We start from the raw sequence: 22,915 nt of genomic DNA, 5'->3' as shown, positions 1-22,915 counted from the left end.
GCTGCACTCCTACAATCACCACCGCGGACACACCGCGCTCGCAGGCAAACCACCCGCCAGCCGCGTCCCCAACCTCACTGGGCAATACACCTAGGCCTGGGCCGCGACCGCGATCGGGACCGCGGCCACCGCAACGGCTGACCGGGAAACCCGCCGCGCGGGTGCGACCACCGCACCCCGGCGGCGGCCTCCGCCCGGACGGCTCCCCTCCTCGGACGGCTTTGCGTTCAGACGGCTTCCGGCTCGGCCGTCGGCGCGGGGACCAGCCGGCGCCGCAGGAACGCCACCGTTCGCTCGCGGACGGCCAGGGCGGGATGCCCGGGCCCCTCCCGGACCTCGCGGGTCAGCACCGAGTGGGCGCGCTTGCCGAAGCCGCCGGTGTTGCCGGGCCCGGAGTCCAGCTCGATGTATTCGAAGGCGTCGCCGAGCCGGCGGCGCAGGGTCTCGAAGCGCTGCCCGGGGACCAGCGGGTCCGCGGTGAACCGCATGCCCAGGACGCACAGCCCGTCGTCCCGCACGCGTCGGGTGACGACCCCCAGCTCCTCCTCCGACAGCCCCGCGTCCGCGCGGTGCGCCGCGGTCACCGGGAGCGGCAGCGAGGGCTGGCCCATCACCGCGGCGAGCACCGCGTCGTCCACGGCCACGGCGAGTGCGAACCCGCCCGTGAAGCACAGCCCGATGACCCCGACCCCCTTCCCCGGGGTCCGTGCGTCGAGGCTGCGGGCCAACGCCCGCAGCCAGTCGGTCACGGGGCGACGGGCGTTGGTGGCGAAGGCGAGGAACTCCCGGGAGACGCAGGCACGTGCGACGGCCACGAACGACCCGGCCGACACGGACGGCGTGCCCGGCGTGCCGAACAGCGACGGCATCACGACCGTGAAACCGCTGTCGACCAGGTGCTGCGCGAGGCCGAGCACCTCCGGGGTGATCCCGGGCAGCTCCGGCATCAGGATGACGCCGGGCCCCTCGCCCCGCTCGAAGCAGTCGTGCGTGGTGCCACGCCAGGAGAACTGCTCCCGGCGCCATCCGTCCAGGGTGGATACGGGCGCGGCTGCGGTCATGGGGACCTCTCAGGGGAAGGCGTGCTGTGGGGGTTGCGTGCCTCCGGCAGTATCCACGCTCCGGCCGCCGACGGCACCGCCAGCGACCCCGGATCCGCGGGGAGTTGGGGCCGGTCCCGCCGGGGGCTTCGGCCCGGGCGGCCAGCGGGCGCGGCCCCGCCCGTTGACCCCGCGCGGCAGGCTCGCCGTGGCCGGCACCCCCGGGCACCGCACCGGCGTCGCCCCGTCCACGACGACCCCCGGCGCCACCGACGGCTGCTCGACGTCACGGACGCCCCGGCGCCTCCGGTCGGCGTGCGGGGGACGCGACGCAGCGGGCCGGCACTGCACGGGAAGGCACGCCTGCGGTATTCCGAGGCATGCGGCGGGACGGACCGGGTAGGGGCCGGATGGACCGGGCGTCGGGGGACGTAGTTCCGCAGGAGGTTTGCCATGGCGTCGACAGCTGCCGGAAGCCGGGAGCGAGCGCACGGCGACGGCTCCGGTGAGCAGTTCGCGGTCGAGGTCCGGCGGATGGACAGCGCCGTCGTCCTCCTGCTGTTCGGAGAACTCGACCACGACACGGCGGAGCCGCTGCGCGCGGCCCTGGACGCCGCGCTCGCGGCCGGCGGCCCGGTACGGCTGATCATCGACTGCGCAGGGCTCGCCTTCTGCGACTCCACCGGCTTGAACATGCTGCTGCGGGCCCGGCTCGCGGCCGAGGAGGCCGGAGGCAGCGTGGAGCTGGCCTCGCTCGGCCGGCAGGTGGCGCGGATGCTCCGCCTCACCGGCGCGGACGGGGTCTTCACCATCCACCGGGACCTCTCCGAGGCCGTGTCCTCCGGTGGGAGCGACGACGGCGGCAGCTCCGGCACCCCCGCCGGGCCCCCACCGCGAAAACCGTGAGCGGACGGGCCCCGCCCGCCCCACCGGTCACCGGTCAGGACACGTGCACGACCACCAGGCAGGTGTCGTCGTCCGTGTCCCCGCTCACCGATGCCAGCAGCCGGTCCGCCTGCTCCTCGACGCCCCCCGCGCCCAGCCGCTCCGCCGCCGCCCGCAGGACGGCCAGGCTCTCGTCCAGCCCCGTGTGTCGCCGTTCGACGAGCCCGTCCGTGTACATCATCAGGGTGTCACCGGCCCGCAGCCCGGTGGTGGTCTCCTCGTACACCGCTCCCGGCAGTGCCCCCAGCAGTACGTTCTGCGGGCCCTCCAGGAACCGGGCCTTCCCGCTGCGGACCAACAGCAGCGGCGGGTGCCCGGCGCTCGCCCAGGACAACGACCGGTCCGAGGGGTCGAACAGGGCGCACACGGCCGTCGCGGTCGGCTGGTTCGGCGTACCCGAGGCGACGTCGTTCAACCAGCGCATCAGCGTCCCCGGGGAGCCTCCGGTGAACGCCAGGCCGTGCAGCGCCCCGCGCAGCGTGACCATGGAGGTGGCCGCGCCGATGCCGTGCCCGGCGATGTCCCCGACGGTGACCAGCACCCTCCCGTCGGGCAGCCGGAACACGTCGTACCAGTCGCCGCCGACCCGGTACTCCACGGCGGCGGGCCGGTAGCGGGCCGCGACCTCCAGGCCCGGCGCGGCCTGCGGGGCGGAGGTCTCCGGGACGATGGTCTGCTGGAGCCGGAGCACCACCTGGTTGCGGACGAGGGCGTCGGCCTGGGCCGCGGAGAGCCGGTCGAAGGTGGCGCTGAGCGCGAGCTCGGTGTGGTGCTGGGCGGAGACGTCCTGGTAGACACCGGTGACGCCGACCAGGGCCGGTCCGGCGAGGACGGGTTCGGCGGAGATCCTGATGTGCCGCACCCCGCCGTCCGGACGGTACACCCGTACCAGGGCCTGGCCGCCGGTGTGCCGGTCGGCGAGCGAGGCCAGCAGCCCGTCCAGACGGCCCGTGTCGTCCGGGTGCAGCCGGGTGCCGAGGTCCCGCAGCGGCACGGGCGGCTCGTCCGGGTCGATCCCGAAGATCGAGTACGCGGACGCGCTCCACCGGGAGCCTCCGGTGGCGTTGTCCTCGAACGCGGCCAGCCGCTCCAGCCGCTCCAGGGCGCGCGCGATCGGAGGGCCGAGCCGTGCACCGGTGCGCCACAGCATGACCGCGCGCCCTCCGCCCAGCGGCAGGACCCGGACGTCGGCCATGGTCTGCCCGGCCGCCGTCGACGGGTCGGTCACACCCTGCGGGGACGCGGGCAGGGCGGCTGCGTGCTGCGGCGAGCCGGCGGCGCAGGCCCGGGCGACCAGCCCGACCAGCTCCTCGTACACGGCGGGATACAACTGGGCGACGGGCCGCCCGACCGCGCCGGGCGGCAGCTCCCGCTCGCGCAGGGCCGCCGGGTTGAGGTGGTCGACGGTGTGAGGGGCTCCGACCCCCGTGGGGGAGCGGTCGTCGGCGTCGGCGAGCCGGACCACGATCGCGGGCTGGTCGAGCTGTGCCAGTACGGCCGCGAGCTGCGGCGGCGTCACGTCCGGCCCGTCACCGGCCCCGTCCAGGAAGAGCCCGGCCGACCAGCACAGGGCCTCCACGGACGCCCGTACCCCCGCGTCGAGGTCGGCCGGGGCCGGCCAGACGGCGAGCGCCAGTCCCACCGTCCGGCCCCCGTGCTCCAAGGGCACGACCGCCCGTGCCGCATCGGCCCGCGGGCCGGGGAGCCTGCCCGCCCCGCCCGGCCCCTCGGGGAGCCACAGGGCCCGGCCGCCCGCCAGGGCCCGGTGCAGCGGGCCGTCGGTCTCGGGCGGGACCCAGCGCCAGTGCGAGGCTTCCTGGGGGTCGGCCCCGGCCTGGCCCCAGAGTTCCAGGCAGTCGGTCGGGGTGCGCCGCCACAGGTAGAACGCCTCGACGCCCAGGCGGTGCAAGCCGTCCTCCATCAGGCCCGCAGCGGCCTCGGAGGCGGTGTCGGAGGTGAGCGCGGCGGCGATGCCGCGCCGGACCCGCCGCGCCTGCGCGATCGGAGGACCGGGGGAAGCCGCGGCACCGGGGGCACTTGCGTCGGTGCCGACACCGGCGGCCGCTGCTTCCCCGGCCGATTCGGCCTGCGGCGTACCTGAGGCCGCGTTGACGATGTCCGCCGCCAGGTCGACGGCGCTCAGCCCGGAGGACGAGGCCAGATGCAGCAGGTGGTCGCCCGCTTCGGCCGGGGGCAGCCCGAGCTGCGCGGCCAGCACTCCCGAGGCCAGGTCCAGGAGCCGGCGTCGGGCCCGGTCGGCGCGCAGGGCGGCGAGCTCGGCCGTGAGCTCCGCGACGGCCGCGGCCAGTCCGCTCTCGGTTACGTCCATCCCCGCTCCAGATCAGGACCCGGCCGTGCCCAGCCAGGTGCGCACGGTGGTGAGCAGCAGGTCCGGATCCACCGGTTTGGTGAGGTAGTCGGAGGCGCCGGCGGCCATGGCCTCCGACCTGTCGTCGGGCATGGCCTTGGCCGTGACCACGACGACGGGCACGTGCGCGTGGCCGGCCATGCCGCGGATGGCCCGGGTGGCGGCGTACCCGTCGAGGCCGGCCATCATCAGATCCATGATCACGAGGTCCACTTCGGGGTGGTCGGCGAGCAGCCGGATGCCGTCCGTACCGTTGTCGGCCGTGAGCACCTGGAGTCCGGCGGACTTGAGGGTCTCGGTGAGGGCGTAGACGTTGCGGCTGTCGTCGTCGACGACGAGGACCGTCCGGTCCGCCAGGTCCTGCGGCCGGGACCCGCTGTCGGCCGGGGCCGTGCGTGCCGCTCCGTCGGTCCGGGCGGCTCCGCTCCCCGGCTTCTCCGCCCGGCCGGCGCGTTCCGGCAGGTAGAGGGTGAAGCGGCTGCCCTCGCCGACCCGGCTCTCGACGGTGATGGTCCCACCGAGGAGGCGGGCGACCTCCCGGCTGATGGAGAGCCCGAGCCCGGTACCGCCGTACGCGCGGGCGGTTCCGCTGTGGCCCTGCTGGAAGGCCCCGAAGACGGACTCCAACCGGTCGGTGGGGATACCGATGCCGGTGTCGGCGACGCGGAACGCCAGCACGGGGCCGGCGCCGCCGAGTTCGGCGGGGACCTCGGCCCCGGCGGCCGGCTCGACGCGGAGCGAGACGCTGCCCTCCTCGGTGAACTTCAGGGCGTTCGCGAGCAGGTTGCGCAGGACCTGGCGCAGCCGGCTCTCGTCGGTGACCAGCCCGGCCCCGGCCCGGGGTGCCGCGCTGACGCTGAACTCCAGGTTCCGTTCGTCGGCGACGGGCCGGAAGGTGGCGTCGGCGTAGTCCAGGACCCGCTGGATCGAGACCGGCTCGCGGTGCACGTCCATACGACCCGCCTCGACCTTCGACAGGTCCAGGATGTCGTTGATGAGCTGCAGCAGGTCGGAGCCGGCGGAGTGGATGACGGTCGCGTAGTCCACCTGCTTGTCGGTCAGGTTGCCCTCGCCGTTCTGGGCGAGCAGCTGGGCCAGGATGAGCAGGCTGTTGAGCGGGGTGCGCAGCTCGTGGCTCATGTTGGCGAGGAACTCCGACTTGTACAGGGAGGCCTGGGCCAGCTGCCGGGCCCGTTCTTCCAGTTCTTGACGGGCCTGCTCGATCTGCAGGTTCTTCCGCTCGATGTCCCGGTTCCGGTCGGCCAGCAGGGCCGCCTTCTCCTTCAGTTCCGCGTTGCTGTCCTGCAGTTCGCGCTGGCGGGCCTGCAACTCCTGGGAGCGGGCGCTGAGCTCGGCGGTCAGCTGCTGGGACCGCCCCAGCAGCTCGTCGGTGCGGGCGTTGGCGACGAGGGCGCCCACGTTGGCCCCGAGGAGCTCCGTGAACTGCTCCAGGAAGTCGCGGTGCAGGGGCGCGAACGGGCTGACGGCGGCCAGTTCCAGCGCGCCGAGGACCTGCCCCTCGACCACGATGGGCAGCACGATCAGCGTGGACGGGTCCGCTGCGCCGGTACCGCTGGCGATCCGCGCGTACCCGGCGGGCAGGTCCTCCACGACGAGGGTGCGGCCGTCCGCGGCTGCCTGGCCCACCAGGGACTGGCCGACGCGCACCCGCCGCACGCCGTCCGCCGGGTCGTCCGGCAGCCCGTACGAGGCGATGGCGACGAGTTCGGGCCCGTCGGTGCCCTCCTGGGCGAGGAAGAAGCAGCCGTACTGGGCGCGCACCAGCGGTGGCACCTCGCGCATGACCAGCTCGGCCACCGTGGGCAGGCTGCGCCGCCCCTGGATGCCGCCGGAGACCCGGGCGAGGCTCGTCTTCAGCCAGTCCTTCTCCTCGTTGGCCCGGGTGGTGGCGCGCAGCGACTCGACCATCGCGTTGATGTTGTCCTTCAGCTCACCGACCTCGCCGGGGGCTTCGACGGCGACCGTCCTGGTCAGGTCGCCGCGGGCCACGGCGCTGGTGACCTCGGCGATCGCACGGACCTGGCGGGTCAGGTTGCCCGCGAGCTCGTTGACGTTCTCGGTGAGCCGCCTCCAGGTGCCGGAGACGTCCGCGACCTCGGCCTGCCCGCCGAGCCGGCCCTCACTGCCCACCTCCCGGGCCACGCGGGTGACCTCGGCGGCGAACGAGCCGAGCTGGTCGACCATGGTGTTGATGGTCGTCTTCAGGGCCAGGATCTCCCCGCGGGCGTCCACGTCGATCTTGCGGGTGAGGTCGCCGCGGGCGACGGCCGTGGTGACCTGGGCGATGTTGCGGACCTGGTTGGTCAGGTTGTCCGCCATCGAGTTGACGTTGTCGGTGAGGTCCTTCCAGGTGCCCGACACGCCGTGCACGGTGGCCTGGCCGCCCAGCTTGCCCTCCGTGCCCACCTCGCGCGCGACCCGCGTGACCTCTTCGGCGAACGAGGAGAGCCGTTCGACCATCGTGTTGATGGTCTCCATCAGTTCCAGGATCTCCCCGCGGGCGTCGACCCTGATCTTCTGAGTCAGGTCGCCGCGGGCGACGGCCGTGGCCACCTGGGAGATGTTGCGGACCTGCGAGGTCAGGTTGTCGGCCATGCTGTTCACGCCGGCGGTGAGCTCCCGCCACACACCGCCGACGGGCGGCACCCGGGCCTGGCCGCCGAGCAGCCCCTGGCGGCCGACCTCCTCCGCCACCCGGGTGACCTCGGTCGTCACGAGGGAGAGCTGCGCCACCATCCCGTTGTAGACGACCGCGATCTTGCCGGGCAGGCCGCCCACGTCCTCGGGCAGGCGCGTGTCGAGGTTGCCGTCGCGTACGGCGGTCAGCCCCGCGAGCAGTTGTTCGAGTGTCCGGTCGGTCTCGTCCATGTGTACACCCATGCCGTGCCGTCGATTCCACTGTTGCACGCGCCGCGGCAACCGGTCTCCTCCATCCGCCCACCCCCCGCCCCGCCGGTCCGGGCGGTGTCACGTGCGTCCGCACCGGGTAGGGGCAGGGCCCGCCCCCGAAGGGAGGCCCCCTCATGGACCGCACGCGCGACGCCGCCCCGCTCCCGGACGAGGGCGCCCAGGTCGACGAGCACGGTCGCCCTCCCGGCGTCGCCTCCCGCACCGGGACGGGCTCACCGCAGCCGCCGGCCGACCCCACCCGGTACGCCGAGGCCAACAGCCGGCCGGATGACGGGGCCGACGCCCGTCCGGCCCGCCGGGACGGAGCCCCGTCCGGTGCACGGCGGGCGGAGCGGGCGGACGACTGACGGGCCGGCGGGCGCCCACGGCTTCCGCCGGCGCGCGTGGCCGGGGGCGGCGGGCTCAGGGGGCGGGCCGGGAGGCCGGGCCCACGGAGGCGTCCGCCGGGGCGGGGGCGAGGTGGAGGACGAAGCCGCTGTGCGGGCGGGTGGGGATCCGGGACAGCGGGATGGTCAAGTCCTGGTCGGGGACCTGGTGGTCGAGCTGGGCCAGCTCGCCGACGAACGCGGACAGGACGCTGAGGGTGATGTCCTCGCCGGGGCAGCGGTGCCCCTGTGCGGGATCCCCGCCGCCGTGGGCGATGAGCCGGTCCACGGCGTCGGGGTGGGCGGTGAAGCGGGCGGGCGTGAAGTGGTACGGGTTGTCCCACAGCGCCGGGTCGTGGTGGTGGCCGTAGACGTCGAGCAGGATCATGGTGCCCTTCTGCATGCGGATGCCCTGCCAGACCAGGTCCCGGGCCGCGACCCCGCCGACGAACGGGACGAAGGGGTAGAAGCGGCGTACCTCGTGGGCGAAGGCAGTGCTCAGGTCCCGCAGCTGCCGGCCGGACGCCGTGCGCAGCTCCTCGGCGAGGTCCGGGTGCCGGTGCAGGGCGTGCGCGGCGAACGTGATGAACCAGCTGATCGCGATGGTCGGCCGGATGATGTTGAGGAGTTCGACCGCGCAGGTCCGTTCGTCCGGCGGCAGGCCGTCGACATCGCGGTGGCCGGCGACCGCGGCGAGGGCCGAGTCGGCACGGACGGCCTGTCGGCCTTCCCGTACCGCCGTGATCAGGGCCGCGAGGGCCGCCTCCTGGCGACTGCGGGAGTGCCGGGCGCGCAGGTGCCGCAGGCCGGGGCCGGCGAACCCGTCGACCATGGCCACGCAGTCGTGCGCCATCAGCCGGGCCTGCTCGGCGGTCGGCGCCAGCCCCACCCACGCGCACACGGCACGCGAGAGCGCCTCCGCGGTGGTGTCGAAGACCACCACGGCCCCGCCCCGGTCGCCCTCGACGGCTTCCCGCCACTCCCGGACCGCCGCCTCGGTGAGGAGGGAGACCCCGTCCGGGTCCTTGAGCAGGGCCAGGAACAGGGCCTTGCGCACGCGGTGCGCCGCACCGTCGAGGGTGTGCACGGCGCCCCTGCCGAACAGGGTGTCCAGGACCGGCTCGGGCACCGCCCCGGACCGCTGGACGTTCTGCTCGTCGTAGAAGAACGACACCGCCTGCGGCCCGTGCAGGGCGATGGCCGGGTGGCCCAGCAGGTGGGTCCGTACCGGGGCACCCGCCGTCTCGCGGAGCCGGTTGGGCAACCAGGCGTATCCGTGGAGCAGCAAGGGGAGGGTGCTGTCACCCCGCCCGTGAACGGGGACTCTCATGAGGCCCATGATGCGCGTCCGCCCGCGAGACGGCAGCGCGTACGGCCGCCGCCCCCGACCCGAAGGGCACCCCGCCGCCGGCTGCTGCCTGCGGCTCGGCCCGACCGGCAGCCCCTTCGGCACCGTCGCTCAGCCCGGGGCCGTTCGGGCGAACGGGCTGGTGTCCAGCCCGGCCAGGAGGTCCCACGGGCCGTCGTACACGGCACGGGCGCCCGCCTCCAGCAGGTCGGCCCGAGGGATGCCCCCGCACAGCAGGCCCACGCAGGACACGCCGGCCCGCGTGCCGGCGCGCATGTCCCACACCGTGTCCCCGACGAAAACGGCCCGGCCGGGCTCCGCGCCCGCCAGTTCCAGGCCCTCCCGGACCGGCTCGGGGTGCGGCTTGCCGTGCTCCACGTCGTCCGCGCTGGTCCACGCGGTGATCGCGTCGTCGGCGTCGATGGCCCGGCGAAGGGCGCCCAGCTCGGCGCCGGAGGCCGAGGTGACCAGCACCACCCGCCAGCCGTCCGCGGCGAGCCGCCGCAGCAGGCCGGCGGCGCCGTCCAGGGCGGTCAGCCGGTCGAACCAGGTGGCGTACAGCACGTCGTGCGCGGTACCGATCCGCTCGTACTCCTCGTCCCCCTCCGCCTCCCCGTCCCCGTCGGCGGGGGCCGGGCCGAGCAGGTGCGCCGTCAGGTCCTTGCCGGGCAGGCCCACGGCACGGTGCACGGCGTGCATCGACACCCGGTGCCCCGACTGGCGGAGCGCCTCCCACCAGCAGGTCACGTGCAGGTGGTTGGTGTCCGTGAGGGTTCCGTCGATGTCGAACAGCGCGGCGCGCGCGGTCATGGCCCGTCACTCCCGGCGGAGCCCGGACGCGCCCGCCCCGGCCAGCGGCGGGGTGTCGAGCCCGGCACCGCTCTGCAGGCCTTCCAGGAAGGCGCCCATCGCCTCCGTGGCCGTCCGGCTGGGTGTCCAGTCCAGCTCCTGCCGGGCCCGGTCCGCGTACAGCATCGGAAGCCGCAGCACCGCGTCCAGGAGCCCCGGCGCGGCAGGCACCAGGTGCATCCGCCAGGCCGCGGCCAGCGCGGCACGGGCCGCGCCCGCGGGCAGCGGGAGCGTCCGGGCGTGCAGCAGCCGGGCCACCGACGCGGTGTCCAGCACCGGCTCCGCGGCCAGGTTGAAGGGCCCGCGCACGGGACGCAGCACCGCCGCCCGATAGGCCTCCGCGGCGTCGTCGGTGTGCAGGGCCTGGAACCGCAGGCCGCCGACGGCGGGCACCACCGGCACCAGACCGGGCCGGATCAGCTTCCACGGCAGCAGCGGTCCGGCGAAGATCCGCCGCTGCTCCGACGCCGACGTCTCCTTGAACAGGAACGCGGGCCGCATCCGCACCACCCGCATCGTCTGGTGGGCGGGCTCGAAGCCGTCGAGGTACCGCTCCAGGTACGCCTTTTCCCGCGTGTACGCGGCGCCCGGCCAGCCGTGCGTCGGCCAGGTCTCGTCCACACGGCTACCGTCCGCCGGGCCGGGGGAGTACGCGCCCACGGACGAGGCGTGCACGAGGACGTCGACCCGTGCCCGCGCACACGCCTCGAAGACGCGGACGCTGCCCAGGACGTTCGTGCGCCAGGTCTCCACGGGGTCGTGCGTCGGCTGGAACTTCCACGCCAGGTGCACGACCGCGACGCCGTCCGCCCCGTCGCGCGCGAACAGCCCGGCGAGGTCCGTCCCGCCGGGCACCACGTTCCCGGCGACCCACTGGACGCCCGGCACCTCGTAGCGGGGGATCCTGCGCGCGAGGCCGATCACCTCGGTGACCGCCGGGTCGGCGGCCAGCGCCCGGACGACACTGGTGCCCGCGTTGCCGGTGGCGCCCGTCACCACGACCTTCATGGCCCTCACGCTGCCTTCGCACGCGGTGCGGACTCCGCCCGGACGCGTGTCCGCCGGACGGAAGGGGCGAAGACCCGGTCGGACGCGGCCGTCCGCAGGCTCTCCAGCAGGCCCGACTGCCGCTGCGCGCGCTCCAGCAGACGGTCGATGCTGCCGCGGTCGAGCCGCGCGTCGGTGGAGGCGAGCGACTGGAGGGAGCGCCAGGCGGCGGCCTTCCCCTCCACCCCGAGCCGCATCGCCTCCAGCTCCAGGACGTCGCTGAGCGGGGAGCGGGTCACGAGGCGCCCGTTGAGCTTGAGGCGGCCGGCCATCTCGCCGATCCGGCCGAGCGCGGAGCGCGCGTGCATCGCGGGGATGTCCAGGGCGGTCATGACCTCGCGCAGGCTGTCCCGGTCCTCGGCGACTTGACGGGCCAGCCGCTCCAGCTGCGGCCCGAGCTCGCCGTCCCGGTGGTGCCGGGCCATCCGCCGGCTCAGTGCGACCCCGGCATCGGCTCCGGTGAGGTGGTCGTTGAGGTAGATGGCGAGCAGCCGGCCCTCGTGGAGGTCGGAGCGTTCCTTCATGGCGGGTCTCCTCTCCGCGCGGTGTCCGGCACGGCCGCAGCGGCGGCCGCCGGACCGTCCGCCCGGGCGCCTGCCCCCGCCCGGCCCCCGAAAACACCGCCGGTCCGCCGCCGGGCGCCCGCTGCCCGTCGGCGGAGGACGAGCGGTCAGTGGGGCGGGTGCCACTCCGTGAGGAGGATGGTCGCGTCGTCGCGCAGTTCGTGCGCCTGGTGGTCGAGCAGGCTGAGCACGAGCCGACGCAACGCTTCCGGAGCGTCCTGGCCCGCCGCCATGGACCGTACGACGAAGTCCGCGAGCCGCTGCTCCCCGAACGTCTCGCCGTCGGGGGAGCGGGCCTCGGTGACGCCGTCGGTGTGGACGAGCACGCGGTCGCCCGGCTGCAGCCGTACCGTGTGTCCGCGGGGCTCGCGCCCCTCCGCGTACGCACCCAGGCCGAGCGGGAGCTGCGCCGTCCGCTCCAGCGCGCGGGGCACGACGTGGCCGTCGCGGATCAGCAGGGGTGGAGGGTGGCCGCAGTTCACCCAGGTCAGTTGCCCCGTCACGGTGTCGAGCCGGGCCAGGACGCCGGTCAGCAGCCGGTTCGGGATCCAGCGGAGCAACGCCTCCTCGATGCGCAGGGCCACCTCGGCGAGGGCCGCTACGCCGGAGCCGCCTGAGACGTGGGTGCCGTCGCGTCGGGCGGCCCGGAACGCCGCCAGTGCGATGGAGCTGGCCCCGCCGGACGCCAGGTCGTGGCCCATCGCGTCCAGGACCGCCATTTGCAGGACGTCGCCGTCGAAGCTGTGGTCGAAGGCGTCCCCGCCGACGTCGTAGGCCGGTTCGAGGACCGCGCTGGAGGTGACCCGCCCGCTGCCGATGGTCCGCGGCGGGAGGAAGGCCCACACGAGTTCGGCCTGGTGGCTCATCGGACGGCTCCGGACGACGGTGACCAGCCCGTCGTCGTGCGTGCTCTTGGAGATCACCAGGAGGGCGCCGAGAGTGGCCAGGACCTCGCCCCGCTCGGCGGCCCCGGCCGGGTCCGCGGCACGGTCCGGGGCGGCGTACAGCACGCCGAGCCGCTCGATCCCGTCGGCCATGGGGATCCAGGAGCCGCGGCCGCCGCCCGACTCGCGCTGCGCCTGCTGGGTCCGGTAGGCGAGGCCGGCGAGTGAGGCGTCGATGTCCAGGTCCGCCCGGCCGGTCAGCGACACCAGGCGTCGCTGCTGGACGTCGGCGAGCAGGACGTCGACCACGGCCAGGCCCAGCTCCCGGCCCGTTTCGACGATCAGACCGGCGACCTCGCCGGGGCCGATGTCATGGCTGCGGCGCAGCGCCCGCGCCAGCGCCCCTGCCACATCGACCTGCCCACCTTCCACCCCTAGACGGTAGCCCGGGTGCACGGAGGTGTCCCCTCGCCGGGCCGGGGCGGCCCGTCCGGGTTTGGACGCGGCCGGAGGGGTCAGACGCGGCGCATGGTGCGGATCGGGTACACGATGATGACCGAACAAGCCGGGCCGCGCGCCCTCGTCGGACACGTGGTGGCCGCGGAGGAGGCCGGGTTCGACTTCTCCGTCATCTCCGACCACTACTTTCCGTGGCTCGACGAGCAGGGGCACGCCCCCTATGCGTGGAGCGTCCTCGGTGCCGCCGCGCAGGCCACCGAACGCATCCCGCTGATGACGTACGTGACCTGCCCGACCTACCGCTACCACCCGGCCGTCGTCGCCCAGAAGGCGGCGACGGTGCAGCTGCTGTCACAGGGGCGGTTCCGCCTCGGTCTGGGATCGGGCGAGAACCTCAACGAGCACGTCGTCGGCGCGGGCTGGCCCGCGCCCCGGGTCAGGATCGAACGGCTGGAGGAGGCCGCGGCCGTCATACGCAGGCTGCTGGCCGGCGAGACCGTCGACCACGACGGCCCCCACTTCCACGTGGACGACGCCCGCCTGTGGGACCTCCCCGATCCGCCCCCGCCGATCGGGATCGCCGTGTCCGGCCCGCGCTCCTGTGCCGTCGCCGGACGCCTCGCGGACCTCGTGATAGCCATCGAACCGAAGCGGGAGCTGCTGGACGCCTTCGACCGGCACGGTGGCGCGGGCAAGCCGCGCGTCGGCCAGGTGCCCGTCTGCCACGACCCCGACCGCGATGCCGCGGTGGCCCGCGCCCACGACCAGTTCCGCTGGTCGCAGACGGGCTGGCGGGTCAACGCCGAACTCCGCGGGCCCGCCGGCTTCACGCAGGTGGCGGAGGCGGTGAGCCCCGAGGACCTGGCGAAGGCCATTCCCTGCGGGGCGGACGTGGAAGCGTTCACCGCGGCGGTCCGGCCGTACGTGGACGCCGGGTTCGACGAGGTGGCCCTCGTCCAGATCGGCGGCGCGCACCAGCAGTCCTTCATCGACTGGGCCCGGACGGACCTCCTCCCGGCCCTGAGGGAGCTGTGACACCGCGATCGAGGAGGAGGAGCGGATGGCCGTGACGCAGGACGTGTGGGCCCACCGCCCGGCCGTCGCCCGACTACCGGGCACGGACCTCACCGGCTTCGAGGTGCAGGCCACCGACGGCACCCCCGGACAGGTCGACGAGCACGTCGACGAGGGGGTACCCGGACGAGGCCGGCGACGAGGCCTGTCACGCACGCCCGGGCAGTCACCGCGGCCCGCTTCCGCAGCGGGCCCCGCCGCACGCGCGCGGCGTTTGAGTGCAGGAGCCCGGGGCAGGCGCGGGTCAGCTCCAACGGATGGCCCTGGAGGCCGAGATGTCAGCAGAAACCCTCGTCGCCATCATCGTCCCGACCGTCATCGTGCTCATCCTGATCGGTGTCGGCCTGTGGGCGGTGTCGAGACGACGCCACCTCAAGCAGCGGTTCGGCCCCGAGTACGAGCGCACCGTCGAGGAAGCGGGCGGGCGGCTGTCGGCCGAACGCGAACTGCGCAGCCGCGAGCGGCGACACGACGCCCTGGAGATACGGGAGCTGCCGGCGGCGGTGAGGCAGCAGTACGCCGCGGACTGGAGCCGCGTGCAGGAACGCTTCGTGGACCGGCCGGAGAGCGCGGTCTCGGAAGCCGATTCCCTGGTCACCCGCCTCATGCGCGAGCGCGGTTATCCCACGGAGGGCTACGAGCAGCAGCTCCAGGACCTGTCCGTCGAGCACAGCCGCACCCTCAAGCACTATCGCGACGCCCATGACGTCCAGGCCCGCAGCGGCGGGCAGGCCACCACCGAGGAGCTGCGCGGGGCGATGGTGCACTACCGCGCCCTGTTCGACGAACTCCTGGCGGCACCCTCGGGCGCGGGCAGCCGGACGGAGGAGAAATGAAGCACGACGAGACGACCCCACCCGGTGAAGGACTGACCACCGAAGAACTGGCCCGTCCGCACATGGACGCCGATCCCGAGACGGCGGAAACCACCGAGGGGAGGCCGGTCTACCCGGGCGACGCCACCGGCGTGGACGACGAGACCGAGAGCCGTGCCCCGCGGGACCTCCGGGAAGAGGACGGCGGGCCGGACGCGGCGGACACGAGCGGGCTGACGGCCGCGGCCGCGCGACCGGAGGGAACGGACCGCACGGAAGCGGACGCGGCGGAAGTGGAAGCGGACACGGCGGAAGCCGCGGACACGACCGGAGCCGGGACGGCGGAGGCGGACGAGACGCCCCTGATGCCGGAGTCCGAGGCCGCGGACTTCCGCGACCAGTGGAGCCGCATCCAGGCGGGCTTCGTCGACGACCCGAAGGAGTCCGTCCGTGCCGCGGACGGCCTGGTCGCGGCCGTCATGCAGCACCTGGCCGGCACGTTCGCCTCCCACAAGGAGGACCTGGAGCAGCAGTGGAGCAGCGGCGGTGAGGTCGCCACCGAGGACCTCCGCCTCGCCCTCCAGCGCTACCGCTCCTTCTTCAACCGCCTGCTGAGCACCTGACCGCGGACGCTGCACGCCGACGCGAACGGGCCGTCCGCCCCCCTCTCCGGGGCGGACGGCCCGTTCCCGCCACCCCGACTCAGGGAGACGGGCTGACCTGGACCGTCGTCAACGCACCGCCCGAGGCCTCCTTGACCACCGCGATCCGCGTCCCCGTGTCCGGCACCTTCACCCCGACCTGCGGCAGGTCGGCGTTCCAGTACGAGCCCCGGCGGTCGTCGAAGACGGACACGCCCGGCCGCGACGGGACCACCGTCGGGGTGCCCGCCTTGTGCAGGACGATCCGGTCGCTCGCCCGCAGCGAGAACGGCGCGTCGAAGGTCTGCGCGCGGGCGTTCAGCAGCGAGCCGTCCCCGTGGCGCAGCGGTTCGGGGCGGGCGTCGACGGGCAGCAGCATTCCGGCCCCCGGATGGGCCTTGGTGGTGTTGTCGCCGTAGGCGGTGTCCCACAGCCAGATCAGGACGCCCTGCTGGTACGGGTAGAACTCCACCTGGTCGCCGGTGAAGCCGAAGTTGTACGGGCCGGTCCGCAACTGCTTGCCGTAGCCGGTGTAGCGGCGGTTCTCCACCAGGTAGGCGCGCGGGTGCCGCTCGCTGCCCGTACGGCCTTCCGTGCGCGACCACTTGACCGCGCTCCAACCGTTCGCGCCCTGCTCCGCCCCGTCGCGCAGCAGCTCGCGGGCGCCGTCGTCCGCCGTGATGCGGATGTCGTCGAAGGTGACGCCCCTGCCGTGGGTGTTGCTGTCGGACGTCACGCGCAGCCGCAGCTGGATGCCGGTCCCCGCGAACCGGTCCAGCGGCACGGCGATCTCCGCCCAGCCGTCCGAGGTCCCGGACACGCCCTTCGCCGGGATCGCGGCCCCGTTCACCGTGCCGGGCAGGACGGTCCAGGTGGCGCCGCCGTCCGTGGAGGCCTCCACCGTCAGGAAGTCGAAGTCCTGCTCGATGTCGTACCAGACCCGCGCGTCCAGTCGGGCGGGCCCGGCCGAGCCGGTGAGGTCGACCGTTCGCGAGAGGGTGTTGTCCATGAAGTCCCCGGTGCCGCTCCACCACTGGCTGCCGCCCTCGTACGGGTCGGTCAGCTCGGTCCGCTTCTCCGACGGCGGCAGGTGCACCAGGAGCGCCTGCGGGTCCTCGGTGTTGTAGCCCGACACGCCCAGTACGGCGCGCGTCCTGCGACCCGCGTCGGCTTCCGTGTACTCCAGCCAGCCCAACTGCAGTTTGCTCCACGGGTCGAGGTCACCCGGGAACGCCCCCGTGGTGTTGCGGCCCTTGGCCAGGTACGAGCCGGAGGACATCAGGGACCAGAAGTTGACGCTGTTGTCCCCGTCCGAGCTGTACAGGTCCGGCAGCCCCAGGTCGTGGCCGAATTCGTGGGCGAAGAGCCCCGCCCCGCTGTTCTCTCCCGCGGTCAGGTAGTCGCCGGCCCAGATGCCGGAGTCGCCGACGGGCGTGCCGCCGGCCTTGTTGCCCTCGGGGCCGGCGCTGCCGGCCTGGTTCCAGTACGCGAACCAGCGGTGCGCCCAGACGGCGTCCTTGCCCTGGGTCCCTCCGCCCCAGGTCTGGTCCTTGCCGGCGTGCACCACGACCAGGTGGTCGAGGTAGCCGTCCGGCTCGTCGAAGTTCCCGTCGTGGTCGGCGTCGTACCGGTCCCACACGTCGTACTCGGCGAGCTGCGCCTTGATCTGTTCGGGCGTACGGCCCTTGGCGCGCTCGGCGTCGTGCCAGGCGGCGGTGGCGTCACGGACCATGTCCCAGTTGGTGCGGCACTGGCCGGGCTCGGAGCAGTTGTCGGTGCCGTAACGGGCTTCGTTCCAGGGGAGCCTGACCCAGTCGGACACGTATCCGTCCATGTCGTACCGGCCGGATGACTGGAGCCGGTAGTAGGCCCGCAGGGACGCGGACTCGGGCTCCGTGGAGAAGAACTGCCGCTCGTAGAAGGCCTGGTCGAAGTCCTTGCGCCACAGGGTGTGGTTGTCGTCCGGGGCGGGCCTGGGAATGGCGTTGTGGCGGGGGCCGGGGGTGCCGCCGAAGCGGGGCTTGCCCTCGAACTCGGTGGTGGTGTCCACCTGATCGCCGAACTCGGCGAGGATGACGAAGACCTTGTCCTTGCGTTCCTGGGCGAGTTCGACGTACCGCTTGCCGACCTGCGCCCGGCGGGGGAGCGTTCCGTCGGCTTCCGCGCGCAGCCCGGCGGAGCCGCCGGCGGCGACGCCTTCCAGCGCCTGCCGGCGCAGGGCCTGCCGCTGGAGTTCGAGGGGCGCGGGCGGGGGAGCGGGGGCGTGCTGCGCCACCGGCCCGGACGAAGACGGGGCCGGCGAGGGGGCGGGAGGCGGGGGCGCGGTGGCGGCGAGCGCGGGGGTGGCGAGGAGCGCGAGCGATATCGCGGCTCCCACCACGGCGAGTCTGCGCAACGTGACGGCCTTTCACTGAGGGGGAAGGCTGAAGGAAGCGCAGGTAATATTTCACATGTCACAGGTGATGGGTAGGGGGTGTGGCGGCCCACCTGCCGACGAGGGCCGGGCAGCGAGGGGTGCCCGGCCCGCGGGCGTGCCGGGCCGCGGGACGGGGGAGCGGGGTGTCAGGTCCCGTGCTGCCGGCGCTCGTCCGAGGCGCCCGGAGCGGCGGCCTCCAGGTCCTCGATGCTGCCGGACATGACGGTGCGCACGTGCCGGGTCAGGTGGTCGGCGGGCCAGTCCCACCAGGCCACGGCCAACAACCGGGCGACGTCCGGATCGCCGTACCGGCGGCGGATCAACCGCGCCGGATTCCCGCCGACGATGCCGTAGTCGGGGACGTCGTCGACGACCACGGAGCCGGCGGCGACGATCGCGCCGTGGCCGATCCGGACCCCCGGCATGACCGTGACCCCGTGCCCGAACCACACGTCGTGGCCCACGACGGTGTCCCCGCGACCCGGGAGGCCGGTGATCAGGTCGAAGTGCTCTGCCCAGGCGCCGCCCATGATGGGGAACGGGAAGGTCGAGGGGCCGTCCATGCGGTGGTTCGCGCCGTTCATGATGAACCGCACGCCGGTGCCCAGCGCGCAGAACCTCCCGATGACGAGCCTCTCCGGACCGTAGTGGTACAGCACGTTCCGGGTCTCGAAGTCGGTCGCCCCGTCAGGGTCGTCGTAGTACGAGTACGCGCCCACCTCGATCAGCGGGGACTTCACCAGCGGCCCCAGCAGCACCACGCGCGGCTGCCCGGGCACGGGGTGCAGGACTGAGGGGTCGGGCACTCGGGGAACCACGTCGGCACCACTCCAGACGGTGTGCGGAACGCCAGGACGACCGCCCATGCTCCCATCCCGCCCGCCCCGGAGCCGCTGAACCGGCCGCCCGGCCGGCGGTCAGCAGCCGGCCGGGCCGTCCGCCGGGCCGTCCGCGGGGCCGAGCGCCGCCCGGAACGCCGCGGCGGCCACCGCCGAGGTGTACAGCGTGGAGGCCGTCACCACACCGCCCGCCGGCCCGAGGTCCAGGCGGACCGGCGGCCGCAGGTGCAGGACCACGTCGACCGCCGGCTCGGCGGAGCAGGCCACCGCGGTCGGATCCCCGGGGACGGAACGCGGGCCGCGCCCCGGAACGGTCCGCAGGGCCGGGCCCGCCGAACGGACCGCGGAGCGGGGTACGGACACCTCGCCGAAGAACCCGGTCCGCAGCACCACCTGCTCCTCCCGAACCTCGTGCGGGGACCGGATCAGGGCCGCGGCGGCTCCCAGCCCCGCGAGGACCAGCACGGCTTCGAGCACGGCGTGCGCGACCCGCACGGCGGGCGGCAGCATCGACGACACCGCGAACGCCACGACCAGCTCCATCACGACCAGGCCCAGCAACGTCTGCCGCAAACCCGCCGAATGCGGAACCACCGCTCCACGGGACCGTGCCCCCGCCGCGGGCACCAGCGAGCCGCCCCAGATCCGCAGGACCCGCATCTTCCCCGGCCGCACCGTCACACTCCCGCGGACGACCCCCTCCACCGCATCCACCCGGCTCACCCTCCCCCGTTCCGGCTCCGTCGACCCCAGCATCACCGACACACCGGCCGCAGCGGGGTGACGTTCGTCAGCAGTTAACCGTGCATTCCGCACACCGGCCCGTCGGTCACCCGTCCGTCCCCGGGGGGTCCGTGGTGAAGTGCGCGCACTCGACGCACGACGCGCCGCCGGAGCGCCGGGGGAGGATCAGGCCGCGCGCACGGCGTCCGCGATGAGGTCGGCCACCGCGCGGGGCTGGGAGGCCAAGGAGGCGTGGCCCGCGTCCAGCTCGACGGTCTTCTGCGGGTTCATGCGGCGGGCCATGCGCCGCTGGCTGTCGGGGTGGATCATGTTGTCGTTGAGGGAGACCTGGTACCAGGACGGCTTCACGCGCCAGGCCGGCGCGGTGACCCTGTCGGCGAACGTCGAGGCCGGCGGCGCCTTCTGCGTCACCGCCATCACCAACGCCTCGTCCGGCGGCAGGTCCTGGGCGAAACTCTCGTGGAACTTGTCCTGCGCGATCCACAGGTAGCCGTCGGAGTCCGGGGCGATGTTGCCGAAGGCCGCCGGGGGCATCTCCTCGCTGAGCCCGCCCGGGCTCTCGCCCGCGTCCGGGGCGAACGCGGCGATGTAGACCAGCCCGGTCACGTTCGGCAGGTCACCCGCCTCCGTGATCACCGCGCCCCCGTACGAATGGCCGGCCAACACCACCGGCCCGTCCACGTGACGCACCATCTTGCGCGTGCGCTCGGCGTCGTCCGCCAGGGAGGCGAACGGGATCTCCACCGCGTGCAGCGAGTCGTAGCCGCGGCGGTGGAGCTCGGTGATGACCCGGGCCCAATGGGCGGCGCCGCCCCAGAAGCCGTGGACCATGACGATTGCGGGCTGTGCGGCCATCGGGTCGGCCCTCTCGGATGATCCGGGACACCTGTCCCGTCCAGCAGACCCCGGCCGCGCGGACTCCGCACGCCGGGTTACCCCCTCCGGGACCCCACCGCCGCTCGGCGACCGGGCCCGCCCCGTCCCGCGATAAGGTGCCGATCTTGTCGTCCGGCCGGTCGTCGGCCGTGTGAGCAAGGGAGTTGCTTCGGCACCCGCTTCCGGCACGAGGTGCAGGCCGCCCGCCAGGTACGCGGATACCACCTGGTACCCGTGGTCGACCACGACACCGACGGCGAACAGCCCTGGCTGGCCAGCACCTACGCCCGGCCTCCCGCTGGACGAGGCGCTCGCGGCCCACGGCCCGCTGCCCCGGGAGGCCGCCCTCCGCCTGGTGGTGTGCACGGCCCGGGCGCTGGAGTCCGTGCACACCGCCGGCATCGTCCACCGCGACCTGAAGCCCGGCAACACCATGCTGGCCGCCGACGGGCCCTGGGTGTCGACTTCGGCATCGCCCGCGCGGCCGAGGCCACCCGGCTCACCCGGAGCGGCGGGTCCGTCGGCACCCCGCAGTTCGTGTCCCCGGAGCAGGGCACGGGCGAGGAGCTCACCCCCGCCTCCGACGTGTTCTCCCTCGGCCTCATCGCCGCCGTGGCCGCCGACGGCCGCCACCCGTACGGGGACGGCGGCGCGCTGACCGTCGCCACCCGGATCGCCAACACCGCGGTGCGGCCCCCGGACCTGTCCGGGTACGACGCCGAGCTGCGGCCCGTACTGGAGGCGGCGCCCGCCGCCGACCCCGCCGCCCGCCCCGCCCCCGCCGAACTCGCCCGGATCTGCGAAGAACTCGTCGGCGGCGGCCCGGTCAGGGACCTCGCCGGCTGGCTCCCGGAGCCGTGGGTGGGTGCGGTCGCCGCCCGGGAGGCGGAGCTGAGGCAGCACCTGGCCGAGCAGGCCGCCGCGCCCGCCGCCCCTCCCGCGTCGGCGCCCGCGTACGCACCCCGCACCCGGACCGACCCGCCGGCGTTCACCGGCAACCTCACCCTGTGGAAGGTCTCGGGTTAGCGGCCACCCGGCCGCCCGCGTCCTAAGCTCGCCTGGTGACGGAGAACGAGATCAAGCTGAAGGCCATCGCCGCGCTCACCGCCCTGCGTTCGGGAGCCGATACGGCGTTCGTCTCCGACCTGCTGGCAGAGGTCGTGCCGACCCAGTTCGCCGTTCCGGCCGACGCGACGGCGCAGGAGGTCGGCCAGGCGGTGATCGAGCAGGTGTCGGCGCCGCTGAGCGCATTGGTGAACGGGTTCATCCTGGCCTTCGACGCGCTCGCCGACGCCCATGACAGCGCCGGCCCGGACGTGGCCACGGAGCAGATCCTCCAGGACCTCGCGCTGGCCCTCGCCCGCGAAGACAGCGGTTGAGCGGCGCGGCCCGACCCGGTCCGGCTCCCCGGCCCGACGCGGTCCGTGGCTCCGCGGCCCGCACGGGTGCATCCGTACGTCCACGAACCGGCGAAGTAGCGTCCGAACCCCCTGCTCCAGTCGGCGGAGCAGGGGGTTCGTTCGCGCCACCGCGCGCGACCGCGTCCGGGCACGGGCACGGGCCCCTGATACTGACGTCATGGCAGATCCCGCACACCACGCGCAGCCCGCGGGCCCCGCGCATCCCGCCGGGGGCACGCAGCGCTGCGTCCCGTTCGCCCGCATCAAGGTCCGTACGGGAGCCCTCGTCTTCTGCGGTGACGAAGTGGCCCTCATCCGCAGGGACCGCCCGTCCTCCGCCCTGTACACCGTGCCCGGCGGCAACGTCGAGGACGGGGAGGACTTCACCGCGGCCCTGCACCGGGAACTCGCGGAGGAACTCGCCCTGGACGCGGGCCTGGCCGAGGGCGGTGACCTGATGTGGGTCGTCGACCAGCGGGTGACCCGTCCCGGCCCCACGCCGCCGCCGCGCAAGCTCCACCTGCTCCACCGCTTCCACATCTCCCCGGCGGTTCGGGCCGGCCTCGCCGGGTACGAGGCGGACGAGCGCCCCGACGGCACCCACGACATCGGCGTCGTCGAGTGGATCGACTACCGGGACACGGCCTCGCTGCCCCTCTTCCCGCCGGTCGGCCGTGCCCTCGCGGCCCTCCCCGACCCGCGCGCGGCCGTGCCCGACGCCGCGCTGCCCCCCGTCACGGACCGGAACCACACCTGGATCTGACCCGCGGACCGGCCACCGCGGACCGGCCACCGCGGACCGGCCACCGACGCGGGTCGGGACGCGGGCCGGGACGAGGCACGGGCTCGCGCGTGGGTGTGACCGCGTGCCGCACCGGTGCGTCGCCTGGGTAGGGTGCCCGCCCGGATCTGAGTAGGACCGCTCAGGCCGGCCGCCGGGCCGGCGCCGACGATGGTGAACACCACTGCTCGGAACGGGAGATCCACATGCTCAGCCGCCTCGCCGACGTCGTCGTGCCCGCCTTCGGGCGCCTCCGCGTGACCGCGGACGGCGACGCCGTCCTCGCACCGGGCAGCGTGCTCGCCGCCAACCACACCTCGCTCGCCGACCCCGCCATCGTCCTCGCCGCTCTGCGCCGCCTCGGCGTGGAGCCCGTCGTCATGGCCACCGCCGGGCTCTGGCGCGTGCCCCTCCTCGGGCGCTCCCTCGCCCGCGAGGGCCACATCCCCGTCCACCGCCGGTCCCGGCGGGCCGCGGACGCCCTCGACCTGGCCGAGGGCGCCCTGCGGGAGGGCCGGCTGGTCCTCATG

The 22,915-nt window shown here is 74.4% G+C and carries 21 protein-coding genes; 9 read left to right on the top strand and 12 right to left on the bottom strand.

Annotated features, from left to right (window positions below):
* Positions 1-227: 227 nt before the first annotated feature.
* Entirely contained in the window at positions 228-1,061 is an 834-nt protein-coding gene (locus ACFV7Q_RS32045; RefSeq protein ID WP_385433862.1) for a dienelactone hydrolase family protein, read from the bottom strand.
* A 432-nt stretch (positions 1,062-1,493) separates the two neighbouring features.
* Between ACFV7Q_RS32045 and ACFV7Q_RS32040 the strand changes: the two genes are divergently transcribed.
* A complete protein-coding gene (locus ACFV7Q_RS32040; RefSeq protein WP_385433860.1) occupies positions 1,494-1,946 on the top strand; it encodes an STAS domain-containing protein in 453 nt (150 codons plus the stop codon).
* Positions 1,947-1,980: 34 nt separating this feature from the next.
* Here the strand turns inward: ACFV7Q_RS32040 and ACFV7Q_RS32035 are convergent, their stop codons facing one another.
* Entirely contained in the window at positions 1,981-4,314 is a 2,334-nt protein-coding gene (locus ACFV7Q_RS32035) for a PP2C family protein-serine/threonine phosphatase (protein ID WP_385433858.1), read from the bottom strand.
* Between the two features lie 12 nt (positions 4,315-4,326).
* Complete coding sequence (locus ACFV7Q_RS32030; protein ID WP_385433856.1) at positions 4,327-7,254, bottom strand: HAMP domain-containing protein; 2,928 nt, start codon at positions 7,252-7,254, stop codon at positions 4,327-4,329.
* A gap of 143 nt (positions 7,255-7,397) precedes the next feature.
* Here ACFV7Q_RS32030 and ACFV7Q_RS32025 point away from each other — a divergent pair, with 143 nt between their 5' ends.
* Positions 7,398-7,631: a hypothetical protein gene (locus tag ACFV7Q_RS32025; RefSeq protein WP_385433854.1), complete on the top strand. Its 234-nt coding sequence runs from the start codon at positions 7,398-7,400 to the stop codon at positions 7,629-7,631.
* A gap of 55 nt (positions 7,632-7,686) precedes the next feature.
* Here the strand turns inward: ACFV7Q_RS32025 and ACFV7Q_RS32020 are convergent, their stop codons facing one another.
* From ACFV7Q_RS32020 to ACFV7Q_RS32000, 5 genes are all read right to left on the bottom strand, one after another.
* Entirely contained in the window at positions 7,687-8,979 is a 1,293-nt protein-coding gene (locus ACFV7Q_RS32020; protein ID WP_385433852.1) for a cytochrome P450, read from the bottom strand.
* 129 nt (positions 8,980-9,108) lie between these two features.
* Entirely contained in the window at positions 9,109-9,807 is a 699-nt protein-coding gene (locus tag ACFV7Q_RS32015) for an HAD family hydrolase (RefSeq protein ID WP_385433850.1), read from the bottom strand.
* Between the two features lie 6 nt (positions 9,808-9,813).
* Entirely contained in the window at positions 9,814-10,854 is a 1,041-nt protein-coding gene (locus ACFV7Q_RS32010; RefSeq protein WP_385433848.1) for an NAD-dependent epimerase/dehydratase family protein, read from the bottom strand.
* A 5-nt stretch (positions 10,855-10,859) separates the two neighbouring features.
* Complete coding sequence (locus ACFV7Q_RS32005) at positions 10,860-11,417, bottom strand: hypothetical protein (RefSeq protein ID WP_385433846.1); 558 nt, start codon at positions 11,415-11,417, stop codon at positions 10,860-10,862.
* A 146-nt stretch (positions 11,418-11,563) separates the two neighbouring features.
* A complete protein-coding gene (locus ACFV7Q_RS32000; protein WP_385433844.1) occupies positions 11,564-12,772 on the bottom strand; it encodes a PP2C family protein-serine/threonine phosphatase in 1,209 nt (402 codons plus the stop codon).
* A gap of 96 nt (positions 12,773-12,868) precedes the next feature.
* Between ACFV7Q_RS32000 and ACFV7Q_RS31995 the strand changes: the two genes are divergently transcribed.
* The 3 genes from ACFV7Q_RS31995 to ACFV7Q_RS31985 all read left to right on the top strand — a co-directional run bounded on the left by ACFV7Q_RS31995 (position 12,869) and on the right by ACFV7Q_RS31985 (position 15,311).
* Positions 12,869-13,834: a TIGR03557 family F420-dependent LLM class oxidoreductase gene (locus ACFV7Q_RS31995; RefSeq protein WP_385433842.1), complete on the top strand. Its 966-nt coding sequence runs from the start codon at positions 12,869-12,871 to the stop codon at positions 13,832-13,834.
* 314 nt (positions 13,835-14,148) lie between these two features.
* Positions 14,149-14,709 (top strand): hypothetical protein, encoded by a 561-nt coding sequence (locus ACFV7Q_RS31990; protein WP_385433840.1) that lies wholly within the window; start codon positions 14,149-14,151, stop codon positions 14,707-14,709.
* Positions 14,706-15,311 carry a hypothetical protein gene (locus tag ACFV7Q_RS31985; protein ID WP_385433838.1) on the top strand — a complete coding sequence of 202 codons (606 nt, stop codon included), beginning with the start codon at positions 14,706-14,708 and terminating at the stop codon, positions 15,309-15,311. Before ACFV7Q_RS31990 ends, ACFV7Q_RS31985 begins: the two co-directional genes overlap by 4 nt.
* A 79-nt stretch (positions 15,312-15,390) precedes the next feature.
* Here ACFV7Q_RS31985 and ACFV7Q_RS31980 read toward each other — a convergent pair whose 3' ends face one another.
* The 4 genes from ACFV7Q_RS31980 to ACFV7Q_RS31965 form a co-directional block, all read right to left on the bottom strand.
* Positions 15,391-17,706 (bottom strand): immune inhibitor A domain-containing protein, encoded by a 2,316-nt coding sequence (locus tag ACFV7Q_RS31980; protein ID WP_385433836.1) that lies wholly within the window; start codon positions 17,704-17,706, stop codon positions 15,391-15,393.
* Positions 17,707-17,891: 185 nt separating this feature from the next.
* On the bottom strand, positions 17,892-18,611 hold the full coding sequence (locus ACFV7Q_RS31975) for a CatB-related O-acetyltransferase (RefSeq protein ID WP_385433834.1): 720 nt from the start codon (positions 18,609-18,611) through the stop codon (positions 17,892-17,894).
* Between the two features lie 51 nt (positions 18,612-18,662).
* Positions 18,663-19,298, bottom strand: coding sequence for a hypothetical protein (locus ACFV7Q_RS31970; protein WP_385433832.1), 636 nt, complete (start codon positions 19,296-19,298; stop codon positions 18,663-18,665).
* A gap of 195 nt (positions 19,299-19,493) precedes the next feature.
* Positions 19,494-20,183: an alpha/beta hydrolase gene (locus tag ACFV7Q_RS31965; RefSeq protein ID WP_385433830.1), complete on the bottom strand. Its 690-nt coding sequence runs from the start codon at positions 20,181-20,183 to the stop codon at positions 19,494-19,496.
* Between the two features lie 213 nt (positions 20,184-20,396).
* Here ACFV7Q_RS31965 and ACFV7Q_RS31960 point away from each other — a divergent pair, with 213 nt between their 5' ends.
* From ACFV7Q_RS31960 to ACFV7Q_RS31945, 4 genes are all read left to right on the top strand, one after another.
* A complete protein-coding gene (locus tag ACFV7Q_RS31960) occupies positions 20,397-21,230 on the top strand; it encodes a protein kinase (protein ID WP_385433828.1) in 834 nt (277 codons plus the stop codon).
* Between the two features lie 35 nt (positions 21,231-21,265).
* Positions 21,266-21,583: a hypothetical protein gene (locus tag ACFV7Q_RS31955; RefSeq protein ID WP_385433826.1), complete on the top strand. Its 318-nt coding sequence runs from the start codon at positions 21,266-21,268 to the stop codon at positions 21,581-21,583.
* A gap of 199 nt (positions 21,584-21,782) precedes the next feature.
* Positions 21,783-22,367 carry an NUDIX domain-containing protein gene (locus ACFV7Q_RS31950; RefSeq protein ID WP_385433824.1) on the top strand — a complete coding sequence of 195 codons (585 nt, stop codon included), beginning with the start codon at positions 21,783-21,785 and terminating at the stop codon, positions 22,365-22,367.
* Between the two features lie 224 nt (positions 22,368-22,591).
* Positions 22,592-22,915, top strand: a 324-nt coding sequence (locus ACFV7Q_RS31945; protein ID WP_385433822.1) for a 1-acyl-sn-glycerol-3-phosphate acyltransferase, incomplete at its 3' end; no start/stop codon positions are given.

This window comes from Streptomyces sp. NPDC059851 (assembly GCF_042732005.1).
Taxonomy (GTDB): Bacteria; Actinomycetota; Actinomycetes; order Streptomycetales; family Streptomycetaceae; genus Streptomyces.
The sequence above is the reverse complement of the archived record's forward strand: the minus strand, read 5'-3'. Positions and strand labels throughout refer to the sequence as shown.

What these genes read in the sequence shown, in the direction of transcription:
- ACFV7Q_RS32030 (WP_385433856.1), bottom strand. Translation starts at nt 7,254, where the DNA reads ATGGGTGTACACATGGACGAGACCGACCGGACACTCGAACAACTGCTC.
- ACFV7Q_RS31985 (WP_385433838.1), top strand. Translation starts at nt 14,706, where the DNA reads ATGAAGCACGACGAGACGACCCCACCCGGTGAAGGACTGACCACCGAA.
- ACFV7Q_RS32020 (WP_385433852.1), bottom strand. Translation starts at nt 8,979, where the DNA reads ATGAGAGTCCCCGTTCACGGGCGGGGTGACAGCACCCTCCCCTTGCTG.
- ACFV7Q_RS32035 (WP_385433858.1), bottom strand. Translation starts at nt 4,314, where the DNA reads ATGGACGTAACCGAGAGCGGACTGGCCGCGGCCGTCGCGGAGCTCACG.
- ACFV7Q_RS31975 (WP_385433834.1), bottom strand. Translation starts at nt 18,611, where the DNA reads ATGGGCGGTCGTCCTGGCGTTCCGCACACCGTCTGGAGTGGTGCCGAC.
- ACFV7Q_RS32045 (WP_385433862.1), bottom strand. Translation starts at nt 1,061, where the DNA reads ATGACCGCAGCCGCGCCCGTATCCACCCTGGACGGATGGCGCCGGGAG.
- ACFV7Q_RS32010 (WP_385433848.1), bottom strand. Translation starts at nt 10,854, where the DNA reads ATGAAGGTCGTGGTGACGGGCGCCACCGGCAACGCGGGCACCAGTGTC.
- ACFV7Q_RS31995 (WP_385433842.1), top strand. Translation starts at nt 12,869, where the DNA reads ATGGTGCGGATCGGGTACACGATGATGACCGAACAAGCCGGGCCGCGC.
- ACFV7Q_RS31950 (WP_385433824.1), top strand. Translation starts at nt 21,783, where the DNA reads ATGGCAGATCCCGCACACCACGCGCAGCCCGCGGGCCCCGCGCATCCC.
- ACFV7Q_RS31990 (WP_385433840.1), top strand. Translation starts at nt 14,149, where the DNA reads ATGTCAGCAGAAACCCTCGTCGCCATCATCGTCCCGACCGTCATCGTG.
- ACFV7Q_RS32015 (WP_385433850.1), bottom strand. Translation starts at nt 9,807, where the DNA reads ATGACCGCGCGCGCCGCGCTGTTCGACATCGACGGAACCCTCACGGAC.
- ACFV7Q_RS32005 (WP_385433846.1), bottom strand. Translation starts at nt 11,417, where the DNA reads ATGAAGGAACGCTCCGACCTCCACGAGGGCCGGCTGCTCGCCATCTAC.
- ACFV7Q_RS32040 (WP_385433860.1), top strand. Translation starts at nt 1,494, where the DNA reads ATGGCGTCGACAGCTGCCGGAAGCCGGGAGCGAGCGCACGGCGACGGC.
- ACFV7Q_RS31965 (WP_385433830.1), bottom strand. Translation starts at nt 20,183, where the DNA reads ATGGCCGCACAGCCCGCAATCGTCATGGTCCACGGCTTCTGGGGCGGC.
- ACFV7Q_RS32025 (WP_385433854.1), top strand. Translation starts at nt 7,398, where the DNA reads ATGGACCGCACGCGCGACGCCGCCCCGCTCCCGGACGAGGGCGCCCAG.